Raw genomic sequence first — 15677 nt, 5'->3', positions numbered from 1 at the left:
TCGCGAGCAGGCTCACTCCTGCATTGGGTTTCATGCAACTTTCAGATCAAAGCGCAGCGAGAAACTTGTCCGCCAGTTTGTCACTGTCCTTGACGTCGTTGACGTTCTCTTTCTCCGATTGCGCCAGTTGCATCTTGTCCTGCAGGCGCTGGGCGATCTCTTTGGCCACCGCCAGTTGTTTCTCCGGCGGCAGGTTGGCGATGTCTTCTTCGGTCAGGCCCATGTCCTTGAGGATACTGTCGCGCAGCCGTTGTTCCGGCGTCTTGCTCATGTAGTCCTTGAACTCGTCGGTGGCGCTTTTGCCGGTGCCGCCGGTGGCATCGGTCGATTGCAGATTGACGCGGGTCTTGGCGAACGCTTCATCGACATTGTCGCTGATGCGCGAGGCTGCACTGACCTGTTGGGTCGCATTCTGGGTGGCCGAGTCCTGCACCTTGGCCGTGGCTTCCGTGCTTTGCGTCTGCACCTGGTTCTGCAGGGCTTGCAGCATCGCGCCGTGGAGGCCGCCTTGCAGACCTGCCGCCGCGGTGGCGGTGGCGTCTTCAGCCAGCCGCTTGGGCAGCGGGAGCGTTTCCATGTGTTTTGCACTGACCAACATGATGAATTGACCTGTAGGTAATGGCTGACCGCCGTACAGGAGCAATTACCGTGCCCGTTGTATAAGTTGTTGTGTTTCAGGGGGTTGGCGTGTCAGCCAAGCGAAGAGGCGGTCAGCCGTTGCCGTCTCGCGGCAGAGGATGACCGCTCGGCTGTCAGCGATGGGCAATGTTCTCCAGCGCCAGATTGCGGGTGCGCGGGCCGAAATAGCCAATGGTCAGCATCACGATGAGCATGCTGCTGACGATGAACGCCAGCACCCCGGGTGTCCCGAAGTGATCGAGAAACACCCCGATCAACAGGCTGCTGAACACGGTCGACAATCGACTGAACGAATAGCAGAACCCCACCGCCCGGGCGCGGATGTTGGTGGGGAACAATTCACTTTGGTAAGAGTGATAACTGAAGCTCAGCCAGGCGTTGCAGAACGTGATCATCACCCCGCAGACAATCAGGCCGAACGCACTGGTCTGCCAGGCGAACAGGGTGCCGAAGGTCATCGAACCCAGGGCCGAACCGACGATCTGCCACTTGTTTTCGAACCGGTTGGCAAACTTCACGAACAGCAACGGCCCGAGCGGGTAGGCGAGGGTGATGATGAACGCATACATCAGGCTATGGGTGACGCTGACGCCCTGACCGGAAAGCAGCGCCGGCAACCAGTTGCCGAAACCGAAGAAGCCGATGGCCTGAAAGATGTGGAAAACGATCAGCATCAACGCGCGCCGACGATACGGCGGTTGCCAGATATCAGCGAAACGCCCCTTGCCTTCGACATCGACCGGCACAGTTTCGGGCTGATCCAGTGGCTGGCGATGATCCTTTTCGCAGCGCGCCTCGATGTCATCGAGGATACGGTGGGCTTCGTCGAAGCGGCCATGTTGCGCGAGCCAGCGCGGCGACTCCGGCAAGCGCTTGCGCAACCACCAGATAAACAGCGCGAACACCGCGCTGGCCAGCACCACCCAGCGCCAGCCGCTGATCCCGAACGGCGCCTGCGGCACCAGCCACCACGACATCAGCGCCACCGCTGGCACCGAGAGAAACTGCACGAAAAAGGCGAAGGCGAACGCCGAACTGCGCATGCGCTTGGGCACCAGTTCCGAGAGGTAGGCGTCGATGGTCACCAACTCGATACCCAGGCCAATACCCACCAGAAAACGCATGCAGATAATGCCCAGCGCCGAGCTTTGAATGCCCATCAGTACCGTGGCCACCGTGTACCAGACCAGCGCAAAGGTGAAGATCGCCCGCCGGCCGAAACGATCGGCCAATGGGCTGAGCAGGCTGGCGCCGAGGAACAGGCCAAGGAACGTCGCCGAGGCAAACGCGGCCTGATCGGAGAAGCCGAACACGCCCTGATTGCCGGTGGCGAAGAGGCCGTCGCGGATCAAGCCGGGGCTGATGTAGGCGGTCTGGAACAGATCGTAGAGTTCGAAGAAACCGCCGATCGACAACAGCGCCACCAGTCGCCAGATCGTGGCGACGGCAGGGAGGCGGTCGATGCGGGCGGAAATCTCGGCGGCGCGTATCGGGTCGATGCCATCGCGTTGCGCGGTGGCCAGGGCGTGAGCAGTCATCGGCTGATCCATTTTTTATTGATGGAAAAGCTTAGCCTGCTATCGGAGTTCACGGATTGTGAATATCGGCGGTTTACCCGGAAAAGCCGCCGATTTCTTGCAATAACTGGTTACCAATTAACGATTTATGCCGCGGCGGGCGAATCGGGCAGCGCCGACGCCGGCAAGCCGAAGACGCGATCGAACAGCCAGTTGAAGGCGAACGTGTAGCACGGGATGAAGATGATCAACGCCAGATCCAGCAGGAATGCCTGCACCAGACTGATGTTCATCCACCACGCGATCAGCGGAATCAGGAACACGATCAGCGTCAGTTGAAAACCGACCGCGTGGGCGATCCGCCGTTTGACCGTGCGCGTGCGCGATGGCTGATGGCTTTCCCAATGCTCGAACAGCGAGGTGTAGATGAAATTCCAGGTCACGGCGATGGTGGTGATGATCACCGCGAGGGGGCCGGTGCTGCCCGGTGAGGTGCCGGAGAGCAGCGCCAGACCGAGGGCGGAGAAGGTCATGCCGATCACTTCATAGAGCGACACGTAGACCAGTTTGCGTTTGACGCCTTGCATGGGGTTTTGCCTCTTTCTTGCAGCGTGTTGGCCAGCGGGGCTGGCGAAGGCGACGAAAGATAGCTTCAATAGGCGTGACAGAAAAAGTCAGAAGCTTTCAGTTTCATTGATAGGTGGGCGGAGTGAATTTCAACAGTGACAGCATCGAACTGTTCCTCGCGGTGATTGAGCGCGGTTCGTTTTCCGCCGCCGCCCGGGCCTTGGGCAAAGTCCCCTCGGCGGTGAGCATGGGCATCGGCAACCTTGAGGCGGAACTCGGCTATTCGCTGTTCGACCGCAGCCATCGCGAGCCGAAACCGACGGCCATGGCCCTGTCGCTGGTGCCTCACGCACGGCTGATCGCCGAGCAGCTCAAGCAGTTGCAAGTCCACGCGGTGGAACTGTCGTTGGGGCTGGAGAGCAAGTTGTCGATTGGCGTGGTTGCCGATATCGACCGTCGGCGTTTACTGGCCGCGATCAAGGTGATTGCCGAGCGCCATCCGCTGCTCGACATCGAAGTGCTGACTGCGCCGCAGGATGACGTGCTGGCGATGTTGCACAGCGGCCGGGTCAGCGTGTGCCTGGCGTTTGCCGGGTTGAGCATGAACGTGCTGGAGCGCTTTCAGTTCGTCGGCAGCGAACGGATGATCGCCACGCTGGCGGCGGACAGTCCGTTGTTGCAGGGGCAGGATCTGTTTCTCGAAGACCTGGTGCACGTGCGGCAGATCTTCGTCGCCAGTCGTGATTTGCCGATCAGCGAAACCCGACCGCTGGTGGCCGAATCGCACTGGCGCACCGACACCCTGGAGGCGGCGCTGGAGATGGTCGAGGCGGGACTGGGCTGGGGCAATTTCCCGTTGTCGGTGGTGCAGCCGTGGCTGGACAGCGGGCGTTTGAAGCGGCTGAATTTCCGCAACATCGAAAACGGTCTGGTGCTGCCGGTGCATGCGGTGTGGCTCAAGAGCCAGCCGTTACAGAAGGGCGCGTTGGCGCTGGTCGAACTCCTGGGCGATTGACCCCGCGCAAATCCCACAGGGATTGCGGTTAAACCTCGGATTTGAGAACGCCACAAAAAACTGTGGGAGCTGGCTTGCCAGCGATAGCAGTGGGTCAGTCAACAATTTATCGACTGACTTGACGCCATCGCTGGCAAGCCAGCTCCCACAGGGATTTCGGGGTCAGGTACTTTCGCGGATTTTCAGTTCGAAGCCCATGTCTTCGACCGGCCGCGCCACGTTGTTGCCGGCCATCAACGTCAACATCTGCTCCGCCGCGCGCCGGCCAATCGCCTCGCGCGGGGTGTTGATACTGCTCAGGCGCGGCACCATGTGCTGGGACATCGGCAAGTCGTTGAAGCCAAGAATCGCCACCTGCTCGGGGATCTTGATGCCGTTGCGCAACGCTTCCAGCAAGGCACCCTGCGCGAGGTCGTCGTTGCCGAAGAAGATCGCATCGACATCTGGATGCGCCGCCAGCAGTTGCAGGAACAACTCGCCGCCCAGGCCCACCGACGATGATCGCGGGGTCAGCACTTCCAGATCCGGGTCATACCGCCCGGCCTTCTGCAACGCTTTGCGGAAACCTTCGCCGCGCAACAACGTGCGCTGGTCGAGTTGCGCGCCAATGTAAGCCAGACGCTTGCGCCCACGAGACAGCAAATGTTCGGCCGCTGTTTCGCCGGCACTGAGTTGCGAGAAACCCACGCAATTCACGCCGGCGGCGCTGTCCAGTTCCATCATGTAGACGCAGGGAATGTTGCTGGCCTCGATCATCCGTCGCGAACTTTCCGTGCGATCAAACCCGGTCAGCAGCAAACCACGGGGCTGATAGGCCATGTAGTTGCGCAGCAGGTTTTCTTCTTCATCGCGCGAATAGTGGAAGTTGCCGATCAGCACTTCAAAGCCCTTGGGCGTCAGCACGCGATGAATGGCTTCCAGCGTATCAATGAACAACAGGTTGGACAGCGATGGCACCAACACCACCACCGAGTGGCTCTGCGCCGAGGCCAGGGCACGGGCGGCAGGGTTGACCACGTAGTTGAGTTCAAGGGCGGCTTTCTGGACTTTTTCCACCAGTTCAGTGGCCACGGTGCTGACCCCGCGCAGGGCGCGGGAGGCGGTAATCGGGCTCACCCCGGCGAGGCGGGCAACTTCGTTAAGGGTGGGACGGCCGGTGGTGCGAGTGTTTTTATCGTTTTTAGGGGTGGTCATCGGGCGGCTTGCCAAACAAAAATCAAGGCACTAAGGTAGCGCTGTCCTGATGCAGCTGCAAATGCGTGAGCGAGGTCCTGCCTGATCCTCGCTTTTTGGCGTTGGACGAAAACCTGCTGCAACCCAAAAAAACGACAAGAAGGCGTCGGCAACTTCTGCCTGTGCACTAGAGTCATAGCTAGCAAAGGTAGCGCTGTCTGCGCGCTGAGGTGTTATATGAGTCATCCCATCACCGCCCTGGTCATCATGGGCGTTGCCGGTTGCGGCAAGACGTGCGTCAGCGAGGCCCTGTGCCAATTGAGCGGCGCCACTGCCATTGAAGGCGATACTTTCCATCCGGCCGCGAACATCGAAAAGATGAGCGCGGGGATCCCCCTGAACGACGACGACCGTGCCGGCTGGCTCGACAGCCTGTGCGATGAGTTGCGTCGTGTCGATGCGCTGGGCGAGCGCCCGGTGCTGACCTGCTCGGCCCTTAAACACAGTTATCGCGAAGTGCTGCGCAGTGCCTTGCCGGGCCTGGGCTTCGTGTTCCTTGAGCTGACCCCTGAAGTGGCCGCCGAGCGTGTGTCCCACCGCCCGGGTCATTTCATGCCGGCCACGTTGATCGAAAGCCAGTTCGCCACGCTCGAATCGCCGAAAGGCGAGCCGTTGACCCTGGCGCTGAATGCCTCGATTCACAGTGTTGAAGAACTGGCGGCGCAGGCTCATGTCTGGTGGCAGGCCCACGGTCTGAAACAGGCGGTATGAGTGTGTTGAAAGAGATAGCGCTGTCCCCCCGACTTCTGTTTAACCCGCTTTAATAACAACAACAATCCAGGAGACACCCCCAATGTTTGGCATGTCCCACGACGCCTACCTGCTGCTCGATGCAGTGGTCACGGTAATCGGCCTGATTATCCTGATCACCAAATTCAAGATTCACCCGTTCATTTCCCTGACCATCGCGGCCGCGTTCCTCGGCCTGACGTCCGGCATGCCGATCGGCACCATCATCAAGGCGTTCCAGGACGGCTTCGGTGGCGTGCTCGGTTTCGTCGGTATCATCCTGGCGCTGGGCACCATGCTCGGCAAAATGATGGCCGAATCCGGCGGTGCCGACCAGATCGCCCAGACCCTGATCCGCGCCTTCGGCAAAGACAAGGTCCAGTGGGCGATGATGTTCGCCGCGTTTCTGGTAGGCATTCCGCTGTTCTTCGAAATCGGCTTTGTGCTGCTGATTCCGCTGGTGTTCATCGTCGCCCGACGCACTGGCGTGTCGATCATCAAGATCGGTATCCCGCTGCTCGCCGGTCTGTCCGCCGTACACGGTCTGGTGCCACCGCACCCGGGGCCGCTGCTGGCCATCGGCGTATTCGGTGCTGACATCGGCAAGACCATTCTTTACGGTCTGATCGTTGCGCTGCCGACGGCAATCATTGCCGGTCCGATCTTCGGTACGTTTATCGCCAAGCACATTCCGGGTCACCCGAATCAGGAACTGGTCGATCAACTGGCCCGCGAAAATGACGACTCGACAACGCTGCCTAGCTTCAGCATCACCCTGATCACCGTGCTGCTGCCGGTGTTCCTGATGCTGCTGAAAACCTTCGCGGACGTGGCGCTGCCGGACGGTCATTTCTTCCGCACCTGGATGGACATGATCGGTCACCCGATCTCGGCACTGCTGCTGGCCTTACTGCTGTCGCTTTACACCTTCGGGCACAAGCAGGGCATCGGTTCCCAGCAGATGCTCAAGTGGCTCGACGCGAGCCTGGCGCCGACCGCTGCGATCATCCTGATCATCGGCGCCGGCGGTGGCTTCAAGCAGATGCTGGTGACCAGTGGTGTAGGTGACGTGATCGGCCACATGGCGGTGAGCGCACAGATCTCGCCGATCCTGCTGGCGTGGCTGGTGGCGGCGGTGATTCGTGTCGCTACCGGTTCGGCAACTGTGGCGACCATTACCGGCGCGGGGATTGTCGTGCCGGTGGTCGGGATGATCCCGGGGGTCAACCGTGAGCTGCTGGTACTCGCGACTGGCGCGGGCTCGTTGATCCTGTCCCACGTTAACGACGCCGGTTTCTGGCTGGTGAAGCAGTACTTCAACATGACCGTGGCCGAGACGTTCAAGACCTGGACGGCGATGGAAACCATCCTGTCCATCGTCGCCTTGGGCTTTATCCTGCTGTTGTCGCTGTTCGTTTAAGCGGCTTCTTGCAGGCACAAAAAAACCGCAGCGATGCGGTTTTTTTGTGGGTGATGATTTCTTCGCTACAGACAAAGCCAATGTGGGAGCGAGCCTGCTCGCGAAAGCGGTGGCTCAGTCAGCATTGATGTAGCTGACACGACGCCTTCGCGAGCAAGCTCGCTCCCACAGGGGATAGGTGTCAGGCGGAAGTTTTTGGACTCAGGCCATCGGCCCGGAACATCCCGCGAATCCCGCGCACTGCCTGACGAATCCGGTCCTGGTTTTCGATCAGCGCGAAGCGCACGTGATCATCGCCATACTCACCAAAACCCACCCCCGGCGAGACGCAGACCTTGGCCTCGGCCAGCAACTTCTTGGCGAACTCCAGCGAACCCAGATGCGCGTACTGCTCAGGAATCTTCGCCCAGACATACATCGAAGCCTTCGGATTCTCGACCATCCAGCCCAGTTCATGCAGGCCTTTGACCAGCACATTGCGGCGCTGGCGGTATTGCTCGGCGATGTCGCGCACGCACTGCTGATCACCTTCCAGCGCGGCAATCGCCGCCACTTGCAGCGGGGTGAAGGTGCCGTAGTCGTGGTAGCTCTTGATCCGCGCCAGCGCATTGACCAGCTCCGGGTTGCCGACCATGAAACCGATCCGCCAGCCGGCCATGTTGTAGCTCTTGGACAGGGTGAAAAACTCCACCGCGATGTCCTTGGCGCCCGGCACCTGCATGATCGACGGGGCTTTCCAGCCGTCGTAGACGATGTCGGCGTACGCCAGGTCGTGAATCACCAGCACGTCGTACTGCTTGGCGAGGGCGATCACCCGTTCGAAGAAATCCAGCTCCACGCACTGTGCGGTGGGGTTGGACGGGAAGCCGAGGATCATCATCTTCGGCTTCGGGATCGAGCCGCGAATCGCGCGCTCCAGTTCAGCGAAGAAGTCCACGCCCGGCACCAATGGCACCGAACGTACCTGGGCGCCGGCAATCACTGCGCCGTAGATGTGAATCGGGTAACTCGGGTTCGGCACCAGTACGGTGTCGCCCTGATCCAGGGTCGCCAGCATCAGGTGCGCCAGGCCTTCCTTGGAGCCGATGGTGACAATGGCTTCGCTTTCCGGGTCGATGTCGACCGCGTAGCGTTCCTTGTACCAGTTGGAAATCGCCCGACGCAGGCGCGGAATGCCCTTGGACGTGGAGTAACCGTGGGTGTCTTCGCGCTGCGCGACCTGCACCAGTTTTTCGACAATGTGCGGCGGCGTGGCCCCGTCGGGGTTGCCCATGCTCAGGTCGATGATGTCTTCACCACGCCGCCTGGCGGCCATCTTCAGTTCGGCGGTGATGTTGAAAACGTAAGGGGGGAGTCGATCTATGCGCGCAAAGCGGCGCGGCGAACCTTGTTCAGCCATTGTTGCCTCGGATAACGTAAGCGCCCGGAACCGTCCGAGCGACGCTGGTCACTGCGGTGACCTGTTGGCGAAGATAAGGGCTGTGATGGCAGACTGTCCAGCCCCCCGGTGTTCAAACAATCGTTAAACAAATTTTTCCAAGGAAATCGGTAGATGGAATTCACCAGCGGCTTCTTGCTGAGCCTCTCGCTGTGCCTGGACATCGGCGTGGCCAACATCGCGATGATTACCCTGGCGATGCAGCGCGGTTACTTCCAGGGCTTCGCGCTGGGCCTCGGTACCTGCGTCGGTGATCTGATCTACGCGGTGCTGGCGCTGGCCGGGATGACCGTGCTGCTGCAATACGAAACGGTGCGCTGGGTCCTGTGGATCGGCGGTTCGGCGCTGCTGATCTATTTCGCGGCGAAGATGATCTACTCGGCGATTCACCACGAGGCGCAACTGGCGGCGACCGCAGAAGTGGGGCAGAACTCGCACCGCAAGGAGTTCTTTCGCGGGATCTTCCTTGCCATGTCCTCGCCAAGCGCGATTCTGTGGTTCGCGGCAGTGGGCGGCACCTTGATCGCGCGTTCCGGCGGTGGTGGTCCGGTCAGTTCGGCGCTGTTCCTCGGCGGGTTTCTCTGCGCCGGGCTGCTGTGGTCGGCCGGTTTGTGCTTTGCCGCGAGCCACGGCGGCAAGTTGCTCGGCGACAAGCTGTTGCGCTACTCCTACATGGCATCGGCGGCGATCTTCTGCTATTTCGCGGTTTACGTGATCGTATCCGGTTATAACGAGTTCGTTGGCTCCGGGGCGGCCGACCAGTTGCACGCCTTGTAACATTGCGAATCGGGTTTGGCTTCTATACTCACCTGCCGAACCCCTTTTTTTGTTCCAGGAGTCGAGTCATGGATGAGCAAAAACGCGTCGAAGTGTCAGAACCTCGCTTCGAACATGGACACTTCCTGCTGATTGCAGGATTTCGTGGACGATTTACCCAGGACAGCGCCAAGGACATTCCCGCACTGTGGGAAAAGTTCTTGCCGCACCTGGGAAAGATACAGGGACAAAAAAACGAAGTGACCTACGGCGTCTGCAGTAACTTCGATGGCCAGGGCGGCTTCGATTACATCGCCGGGGTGGAAATCAGCAAGCTCGATGACCTTGACCAGAAGGTCTACCAGTGGATCGAAGTGTTGCCCAGGCAGTATGCGGTGTTCGAGCACAAGGGACCGCTCGATCAGTTGCCGCAGACTCTGCAGTACATCTACAAGACCTGGCTGCCGACGTCCCATTACGTGGAGCTCAACGCGCCGGAAATCGAGCGTTACAGCGCCGATTTCAATCCGCGGCTGCACACCGGCAAACTGGAAATCTGCGTACCGGTCGACACCCGGGCCTGAGCGCATAAGCATGAGGCGGATCAATGATCCGCCTCATGTTGTTCAACCGCGTTTACCTTTGCCCACCCGTCGCGCACGCAACAGGTCGATGCCCAGGGTGATAAAGCCGAACGTACTGATGCCCAACACCATCAACAGGCCGATTTCCACGCTGCTCATAAGCGGTTTCCCCCAAGGGTGATCAGAGACACGCCTCAGAAATAGCTCGCCGCCGGCACGAAGAAAAGCGCTTATACGCAGGCTTTACGCGCCCTGCGCAGATCGATATGGGCACCTTATTCCTTTATGCTTTGCGCACTTTTCTCCGCTGATTTTCGAGCTGCCATGAACACCCTCATCCGCAACGTCACCGCTGCCGACCTGGACCGCTGCTACGCCATCGAAACCGTTGCCTATGAAGGCGATGAAGCCGCCACCCGCGAGAAGATCGCCACCCGCATCGCCACCTGGCCGCAAGGCTTCATCGTCGCCGAGGTGGACGGGGTGGTCGCCGGTTTCGTCAACTCCGGTGCGGCGTTTGATGTGCAGATGTCGGACGAGGCGTTCAAGGAGCTGATCGGCCACGATCCGCAAGGGCCGAACGTGGTGATCATGTCGGTGGTGGTGCACCCGGACTACCAGGGGCAGGGCCTGGCCAAGCGCCTGATGGCCGAGTTCATCGAACGCATGCGCGGGATGGATAAAGCGACGATTCATCTGATGTGCAAGGAGAAGCACATCCCGCTTTATGCCGGGTTTGGCTTTGCCTACATCAAGCCGTCAGAGTCCGATCATGGCGGGATGGCGTGGCACGAGATGATCCTCACTGTGTAAGACATCACTCATAACCTGTGGGAGCTGGCTTGCCAGCGATAGCGGTGGGTCAGTCGACATCAACGTCTGATGTGCCGACGCCATCGCTGGCAAGCCAGCTCCCACAGGGTCTAGCGGTGTTTGCAATTCCCCGTTCAGTAGAGAGTGTCGCTTACTCTTTTCGGTGCTTCCCGGTCGTAGGTCTCGGCATCAAACTGCCCGTCATTCAGGCGCTTGTGAAAGGCGCCGGCGGAGGGCAGGGCCGAGCGCGGCAGGTGGGTTTGCGGGTTCCACGCATCCGAACGCACAAACGCTTTCGAACAGTGGAAAAATGCCGCCTCCACCGTCACCAGCAACACCGTTTTCGCCGGTTTGCCATTCACCGCAAAGCTTTCCAGCAGTTCGGGATCTGCACTGATGGTCGCGGTGCCATTGACCCGCAGCGTCTCGCCAATCCCCGGAATGATAAACAGCAGCGACACTCGCGGATCGTGCAGCACATTGCGCAGGGTGTCGATGCGGTTGTTGCCCGGGCGATCCGGCAGGGCCAGGGTGTTTTGATCAATGATCCGCACAAATCCTGGCGCATCGCCCCGCGGCGAATTGTCGAGACCGTCGGCGCCCACCGAACTGACGATCACCAGCGGCGACAGGCGCACCATCGCCTGATAGTCCTCGTTGAGAAAGCCGATCTGCTTGCGCACCGCGCGCTCGTGGGGCAATCCGTATATCGCTTCCAGTGCTTCGATTGATTCGATCATCGTGCAATCCTTGCTGACTCAGAAAAACAGCCCCATGCGCCGCTCGTAACCGATCCGGCCCTTGTACGCTTCGCCGCTGTCGACGAAGCCGTATTTGGCGTACAGCGCGATCGCTGCGTCGTTATCCGCATCCACCGACAGCTCCAGGCCCTTGATCTCCGGCCATGCTTCACGCGCCACGGCGGGCAACGCTTGCAGACAGGCCTTGCCGTAACCCTTGCCCTGCGCCCGATGGTCGACCTGCAAAGCGTGCAGGGTGGCGCTGTGTGCATCGGCCCAGTCCGGCAGCACGGGCGGGCGCTTGAGCAGCAGGAACGCCACCGGTACTTCCTCCGCCAGCAGCGCGAAGCCCTTCACGCCGGGGCCGGGTCTGGACAGCAGCGTGTGCAGCGCGCCGTGGATGTCGCCGGAAAACTTGATCTGCTCGGGATGGATTTCAATCGCCTCGACTTGCTGACGCTGCAAAGGGCTCAGGCTGTCGTACGGCACAAGTTGGGCTGACACGGGAATTTCCTTTTTCCTACAAAGATAAGCCTCGGATTCTAGCGATTTTGTCTTCGGCGGAAATTTTTTGTTTCGTCTGTCGATCCGTTCGATGGCTGAACGACTAAGGGTGTCTTCACCACAAAAACCGGAGAACACCATGAGCGCACACGCTGACATCCAGAGCCTGATCAATACTTACCGCGAGGCGGTGATGAGCAAAAACGTCGAGCAAGTCATGGCGTTGTACGCCGACGACATCGTCTCGTTCGATGCGATCAAGGCCCTGCAATTCAAGGGCAAGGCGGCCTACCGCGCACACTGGGAAGCCTGCATGGAAATGTGTGCCGGCCCGCACGTTTTCGAGTTCCACGAGCTCGCCATCGAGACCGCCGACAACCTCGCCTTCGCCCACTGGGTCGCGCATTGCGGCGGGACCAACGACAAGGGCGAAACCCAGAGCTGCTGGATGCGCGCCACCGCGTGTTATCGGCAGGTGGGCGGGACGTGGAAGATTGCCCACGAGCATTGGTCGGCCCCGTTCGATCCGATGAGCGGCGCCACGCTGTTCGACGTGCAGCCCTGATCTTCAGCCATAGTTGATCCGTTCGAATCAGGAGAAAGCCATGAAGTATCTATGCCTGGTCTACAGCGATGAGCGCCTGCTGCACACGTCGCCCGACAGCCCGGAAGACGCCGAATGCTGGGCGTATGCCGAGTCGATTCAGGGCAGCGGCCGCATGGTTGCCGCCGAAGCGTTGGAGTCGGTGCAGACCGCGACCACGGTGCGCATGCGCAACGGCAAGCTGTCGATCACCGATGGCCCGTTCGCGGAAACCAAGGAGCAACTGGCCGGTTTCTACCTGATCGACGCCAAGGACCTCAACGAAGCGATTCAAGTCGCCGGCAACATTCCGGCGGCCCGGGTCGGCAGCGTCGAAGTGCGCCCGGTGCGGCAGCTGAATGTCTGACGTCCGGGCGCGGGTCGAGCAGGTCTATCGCGAGGATTCGCGGCGGATCCTCGCGACGCTGATTCGCCTGCTCGGCGATTTCGACCTCGCCGAAGAAGCCTTGCACGAGGCGTTCTTCGTCGCGGTCGAGCGCTGGCAGCGCGACGGTGTGCCGGACAATCCGCGCACCTGGCTGGTGTCCACCGGGCGCTTCAAGGCCATCGACGTGCTGCGCCGACGTGCGCGTTTCAAAGCCTCGCAGCCATTGCTGCTGGCGCAACTTGAAGAACTGGAACAGGCCGACTGGAGTGGCGAAGATGTGGAAGACGATCGCCTGCGGTTGATCTTCACCTGCTGTCACCCGGCGCTGGCGGCGGATGCGCAAGTGCCGCTGACCTTGCGCGAAGTCTGCGACCTCACCACTGAAGAAATTGCCCGCGCCTTTCTCTCGGCGCCGGCGGCCATCGCCCAGCGCATCGTGCGGGCCAAAGCCAAGATCCGTGACGCGAAAATCCCCTATCAAGTCCCCGGCCTGAGCGAACTGCCCGAACGCCTCGACAGCGTGTTGCGGGTGATCTATCTGGTGTTTAACGAAGGCTATTCGGCGTCGATGGGGGCTGAACTGATCCGTGAAGACCTGACCCGCGAGGCGATCAGGCTCGGGCGTTTGCTGATGGAGCTGCTGCCGGAACCGGAGGTGATGGGGCTGTTGGCGTTGATGCTGCTGCACGAGTCGCGGCGGCCGGCGCGTACCTCGCCGGACGGCGAGTTGGTACTGCTGGATGACCAGGACCGCTCGCGCTGGGATGCCGGGCTGATTGTCGAAGGTTGCGCACTGGTGGAGCGGGCGCTGACCACGCGGCGATTCGGTCCGTATTGCCTGCAAGCGGCGATTGCTGCGGTGCATGCCGAGGCGCCTTCAGCGGCGCAAACGGATTGGCAGCAGATCGTCGGGCTGTATGACGTATTGCTCCGAGCGATGCCATCGCCGGTGATCGAACTGAACCGCGCGGTGGCGGTGGCCAAACGGGATGGGGCGTTGGCCGGGTTGACGCTGATCGAGGGGATCCTGGATCGCGGCGAATTGCAGGATTACCACCTGGCGCATTCGGCGCGGGCGGAGTTCTGTCGGCAGTTGGGGCGGGTGGAGCAGGCGCGGCTGGCGTATCGGCGAGCGCTGGAGCTGACGCGGCAGGAGCCGGAGCGGCGGTTTATCGAGGGGCGGCTGAGCGAGCTGGATTGACCCGAGACCTTCAGTGGCAGTGTCGGCCTCTTCGCGAGCAAGCTCGCTCCCACAGGTGATCGCATTCCAAATGTGGGAGCGAGCTTGCTCGCGAAGAGGTCAGTAAGGCCAGTATCAATTAACCAGGCCTGCTCGCGAATGGGCGCGCCACCTATTCCAGCATCTTGCTCAACAACCAGCTCCCCGCCGGCCCTGGCGGATAAATCCGCGACCACAACGCATCGACGTACACCGGTCGTGGCCAGCCGCGCACGGTCAGTTCCACCAGCGAGCCATTACCGAAGCGCCCCACCAGCCAGCGCGGCAGCGCCGCCCAGCCAAAGCCCATCTCGGCCATTTCCATCAGCATCAGGTAACTCGGTGCGGACCACACCCGGCCCTTCGCCCGGCTGTCGTAGGGATTGACGATGGTCGCCAGCCGCAACTCGCGATGCTGCTGCAGAACCGCCTGGTCGATATTTTCGACGCCGGTCAGGTTGTGGTCGTCCTTCACGAACAGGGCAATGTCTGTGCGCTCGGCCACCGTCGAGGTCACCAGGTCCGGCGGATAGCTGTCCTGCATTTCGGCAAACGCCAGATGTGCGCGACCACGCTGGACCAGTTCGATGAGGTCGTCGCACTCGGCGATCAGGCATTCCAGCTCCAGATCGGGATAACGCTGCTCGAACTCGACCAGCGCCGCTTCGAAGCGCGCCGATTGGTAGGTATCGGAAAGCGCCACGGTCAGCTTCGGCTCGACGCCTTCGGCCAGTTGCCGCGCCGTCATTTCCATGCGACTGCTGGCCGCCAGAATCGCTTCGGCCCGTTGCAGCATCACATGGCCGGCCGGGGTCAGGCTCGGTTTGCGGCTGGTGCGATCGAACAGTTGCAGATCGAGGTCGATCTCCAGGCTGGCCACTGCCGCGCTGATGGTCGACTGACTGCGCCCCAGTTTGCGCGCCGCCGCCGAGAACGAACCTTCGGTCGCCGCCTGGACGAACGCCAGCAGCACTTCCTGCGAAATCATCAACTATCGCCTTGGTAGATGGTTATTGGTTATGAAGTATCGGTATCCAGGTGGATCATGGCAACCATCTTCACAGAGGAATCAGGCCATGACTGCCAATAAATCCATCGTTGAACGAATTTGCCAAGCCATCGGTTTCGAACTGCTGGCGATCCTGATCTGTACCCCGTTGCTGGCGTGGATCATGGATAAACCGCTGCTCGACATGGGCGCGGTAACCGTGCTGATCGCGTTGTTGGCACTGGCGTGGAACGTGGTGTTCAACCGCTTCTTCGACCGCATGCTTGCGCGCCTGAACGTCGCCCACACCGCTTGGGTGCGCGTGATCCATGCGCTGCTGTTCGAAGGGGGCTTGATTGTGATGGGCGTGCCGCTGATTGCCTGGTGGCTGTCGGTCAGCCTGTGGCAGGCGTTCCTGCTGGACATCGGCGTGCTGTTGTTCTTCCTGCCGTACACCTACGTGTATCACTGGGGCTATGACGTGGTGCGGGAGCGCTTCTTGATGTCGCGTGCGGTTTAAATCCGCACTACAACCTGTGGCGAG

The 15677-nt window shown here is 60.8% G+C and carries 18 protein-coding genes; 10 read left to right on the top strand and 8 right to left on the bottom strand.

Annotated elements, in window-relative coordinates:
- Positions 1–46: 46 nt before the first annotated feature.
- The 3 genes from HV782_RS22180 to HV782_RS22170 all read right to left on the bottom strand — a co-directional run bounded on the left by HV782_RS22180 (position 47) and on the right by HV782_RS22170 (position 2743).
- A complete protein-coding gene (locus HV782_RS22180; protein WP_123467106.1) occupies positions 47–598 on the bottom strand; it encodes a hypothetical protein in 552 nt (183 codons plus the stop codon).
- A 154-nt stretch (positions 599–752) separates the two neighbouring features.
- Complete coding sequence (locus HV782_RS22175) at positions 753–2177, bottom strand: MFS transporter (RefSeq protein ID WP_186746645.1); 1425 nt, start codon at positions 2175–2177, stop codon at positions 753–755.
- Positions 2178–2302: 125 nt separating this feature from the next.
- Positions 2303–2743, bottom strand: a complete 441-nt coding sequence (locus HV782_RS22170) for a PACE efflux transporter (protein WP_186746643.1) — start codon at positions 2741–2743, stop codon at positions 2303–2305.
- 122 nt (positions 2744–2865) lie between these two features.
- On the opposite strand from HV782_RS22170, the gene HV782_RS22165 reads away from it, so the two are divergent.
- Positions 2866–3738, top strand: coding sequence for a LysR family transcriptional regulator (locus HV782_RS22165; protein WP_123467099.1), 873 nt, complete (start codon positions 2866–2868; stop codon positions 3736–3738).
- Between the two features lie 162 nt (positions 3739–3900).
- Here the strand turns inward: HV782_RS22165 and gntR are convergent, their stop codons facing one another.
- Positions 3901–4932: an HTH-type transcriptional regulator GntR gene (gene gntR, locus HV782_RS22160; RefSeq protein ID WP_128613974.1), complete on the bottom strand. Its 1032-nt coding sequence runs from the start codon at positions 4930–4932 to the stop codon at positions 3901–3903.
- 216 nt (positions 4933–5148) lie between these two features.
- Between gntR and HV782_RS22155 the strand changes: the two genes are divergently transcribed.
- Together HV782_RS22155 and HV782_RS22150 are read left to right on the top strand one after the other, a co-directional pair.
- Entirely contained in the window at positions 5149–5682 is a 534-nt protein-coding gene (locus HV782_RS22155; RefSeq protein ID WP_123467095.1) for a gluconokinase, read from the top strand.
- 82 nt (positions 5683–5764) lie between these two features.
- Positions 5765–7120 (top strand): GntP family permease, encoded by a 1356-nt coding sequence (locus tag HV782_RS22150; RefSeq protein WP_128613975.1) that lies wholly within the window; start codon positions 5765–5767, stop codon positions 7118–7120.
- A gap of 181 nt (positions 7121–7301) precedes the next feature.
- Here HV782_RS22150 and alaC read toward each other — a convergent pair whose 3' ends face one another.
- Positions 7302–8519 carry an alanine transaminase gene (gene alaC, locus HV782_RS22145; protein WP_128613976.1) on the bottom strand — a complete coding sequence of 406 codons (1218 nt, stop codon included), beginning with the start codon at positions 8517–8519 and terminating at the stop codon, positions 7302–7304.
- Between the two features lie 153 nt (positions 8520–8672).
- On the opposite strand from alaC, the gene HV782_RS22140 reads away from it, so the two are divergent.
- The 3 genes from HV782_RS22140 (at position 8673) to HV782_RS22130 (ending at position 10711) form a co-directional block, all read left to right on the top strand.
- Positions 8673–9335 carry a LysE family translocator gene (locus HV782_RS22140; protein ID WP_123467091.1) on the top strand — a complete coding sequence of 221 codons (663 nt, stop codon included), beginning with the start codon at positions 8673–8675 and terminating at the stop codon, positions 9333–9335.
- Positions 9336–9403: 68 nt separating this feature from the next.
- Positions 9404–9898: a GyrI-like domain-containing protein gene (locus HV782_RS22135; RefSeq protein ID WP_123467089.1), complete on the top strand. Its 495-nt coding sequence runs from the start codon at positions 9404–9406 to the stop codon at positions 9896–9898.
- 324 nt (positions 9899–10222) lie between these two features.
- On the top strand, positions 10223–10711 hold the full coding sequence (locus HV782_RS22130; RefSeq protein WP_128613978.1) for a GNAT family N-acetyltransferase: 489 nt from the start codon (positions 10223–10225) through the stop codon (positions 10709–10711).
- 134 nt (positions 10712–10845) lie between these two features.
- On the opposite strand, the gene HV782_RS22125 is transcribed toward HV782_RS22130, so the two are convergent.
- Both HV782_RS22125 and HV782_RS22120 read right to left on the bottom strand, forming a co-directional pair.
- Positions 10846–11451, bottom strand: coding sequence for a pyridoxamine 5'-phosphate oxidase family protein (locus HV782_RS22125; RefSeq protein ID WP_123467085.1), 606 nt, complete (start codon positions 11449–11451; stop codon positions 10846–10848).
- 18 nt (positions 11452–11469) lie between these two features.
- On the bottom strand, positions 11470–11955 hold the full coding sequence (locus HV782_RS22120; RefSeq protein ID WP_123467083.1) for a GNAT family N-acetyltransferase: 486 nt from the start codon (positions 11953–11955) through the stop codon (positions 11470–11472).
- Between the two features lie 139 nt (positions 11956–12094).
- Here HV782_RS22120 and HV782_RS22115 point away from each other — a divergent pair, with 139 nt between their 5' ends.
- From HV782_RS22115 to HV782_RS22105, 3 genes are read left to right on the top strand one after another with little or no spacing between them, the layout of a single operon-like run.
- Entirely contained in the window at positions 12095–12520 is a 426-nt protein-coding gene (locus HV782_RS22115) for a YybH family protein (protein WP_186746641.1), read from the top strand.
- A gap of 40 nt (positions 12521–12560) precedes the next feature.
- A complete protein-coding gene (locus HV782_RS22110; RefSeq protein ID WP_007969364.1) occupies positions 12561–12905 on the top strand; it encodes a YciI family protein in 345 nt (114 codons plus the stop codon).
- Positions 12898–14127: an RNA polymerase sigma factor gene (locus HV782_RS22105; RefSeq protein WP_186746639.1), complete on the top strand. Its 1230-nt coding sequence runs from the start codon at positions 12898–12900 to the stop codon at positions 14125–14127. Before HV782_RS22110 ends, HV782_RS22105 begins: the two co-directional genes overlap by 8 nt.
- Positions 14128–14278: 151 nt before the next feature.
- On the opposite strand, the gene HV782_RS22100 is transcribed toward HV782_RS22105, so the two are convergent.
- On the bottom strand, positions 14279–15133 hold the full coding sequence (locus tag HV782_RS22100) for a LysR family transcriptional regulator (RefSeq protein ID WP_186746637.1): 855 nt from the start codon (positions 15131–15133) through the stop codon (positions 14279–14281).
- Positions 15134–15221: 88 nt separating this feature from the next.
- Here HV782_RS22100 and HV782_RS22095 point away from each other — a divergent pair, with 88 nt between their 5' ends.
- On the top strand, positions 15222–15653 hold the full coding sequence (locus HV782_RS22095; protein WP_128616035.1) for a multidrug/biocide efflux PACE transporter: 432 nt from the start codon (positions 15222–15224) through the stop codon (positions 15651–15653).
- Positions 15654–15677: the final 24 nt, after the last annotated feature.

Source organism: Pseudomonas monsensis (assembly GCF_014268495.2).
Classification (GTDB): Bacteria; Pseudomonadota; Gammaproteobacteria; order Pseudomonadales; family Pseudomonadaceae; genus Aquipseudomonas; species Aquipseudomonas monsensis.
The sequence above is the reverse complement of the archived record's forward strand: the minus strand, read 5'-3'. Positions and strand labels throughout refer to the sequence as shown.

What these genes read in the sequence shown, in the direction of transcription:
- HV782_RS22180 (WP_123467106.1), bottom strand. Translation starts at nt 598, where the DNA reads ATGTTGGTCAGTGCAAAACACATGGAAACGCTCCCGCTGCCCAAGCGG.
- HV782_RS22175 (WP_186746645.1), bottom strand. Translation starts at nt 2,177, where the DNA reads ATGACTGCTCACGCCCTGGCCACCGCGCAACGCGATGGCATCGACCCG.
- HV782_RS22170 (WP_186746643.1), bottom strand. Translation starts at nt 2,743, where the DNA reads ATGCAAGGCGTCAAACGCAAACTGGTCTACGTGTCGCTCTATGAAGTG.
- gntR (WP_128613974.1), bottom strand. Translation starts at nt 4,932, where the DNA reads ATGACCACCCCTAAAAACGATAAAAACACTCGCACCACCGGCCGTCCC.
- HV782_RS22155 (WP_123467095.1), top strand. Translation starts at nt 5,149, where the DNA reads ATGAGTCATCCCATCACCGCCCTGGTCATCATGGGCGTTGCCGGTTGC.
- HV782_RS22150 (WP_128613975.1), top strand. Translation starts at nt 5,765, where the DNA reads ATGTTTGGCATGTCCCACGACGCCTACCTGCTGCTCGATGCAGTGGTC.
- alaC (WP_128613976.1), bottom strand. Translation starts at nt 8,519, where the DNA reads ATGGCTGAACAAGGTTCGCCGCGCCGCTTTGCGCGCATAGATCGACTC.
- HV782_RS22140 (WP_123467091.1), top strand. Translation starts at nt 8,673, where the DNA reads ATGGAATTCACCAGCGGCTTCTTGCTGAGCCTCTCGCTGTGCCTGGAC.
- HV782_RS22135 (WP_123467089.1), top strand. Translation starts at nt 9,404, where the DNA reads ATGGATGAGCAAAAACGCGTCGAAGTGTCAGAACCTCGCTTCGAACAT.
- HV782_RS22130 (WP_128613978.1), top strand. Translation starts at nt 10,223, where the DNA reads ATGAACACCCTCATCCGCAACGTCACCGCTGCCGACCTGGACCGCTGC.
- HV782_RS22125 (WP_123467085.1), bottom strand. Translation starts at nt 11,451, where the DNA reads ATGATCGAATCAATCGAAGCACTGGAAGCGATATACGGATTGCCCCAC.
- HV782_RS22115 (WP_186746641.1), top strand. Translation starts at nt 12,095, where the DNA reads ATGAGCGCACACGCTGACATCCAGAGCCTGATCAATACTTACCGCGAG.
- HV782_RS22110 (WP_007969364.1), top strand. Translation starts at nt 12,561, where the DNA reads ATGAAGTATCTATGCCTGGTCTACAGCGATGAGCGCCTGCTGCACACG.
- HV782_RS22105 (WP_186746639.1), top strand. Translation starts at nt 12,898, where the DNA reads ATGTCTGACGTCCGGGCGCGGGTCGAGCAGGTCTATCGCGAGGATTCG.
- HV782_RS22100 (WP_186746637.1), bottom strand. Translation starts at nt 15,133, where the DNA reads ATGATTTCGCAGGAAGTGCTGCTGGCGTTCGTCCAGGCGGCGACCGAA.
- HV782_RS22095 (WP_128616035.1), top strand. Translation starts at nt 15,222, where the DNA reads ATGACTGCCAATAAATCCATCGTTGAACGAATTTGCCAAGCCATCGGT.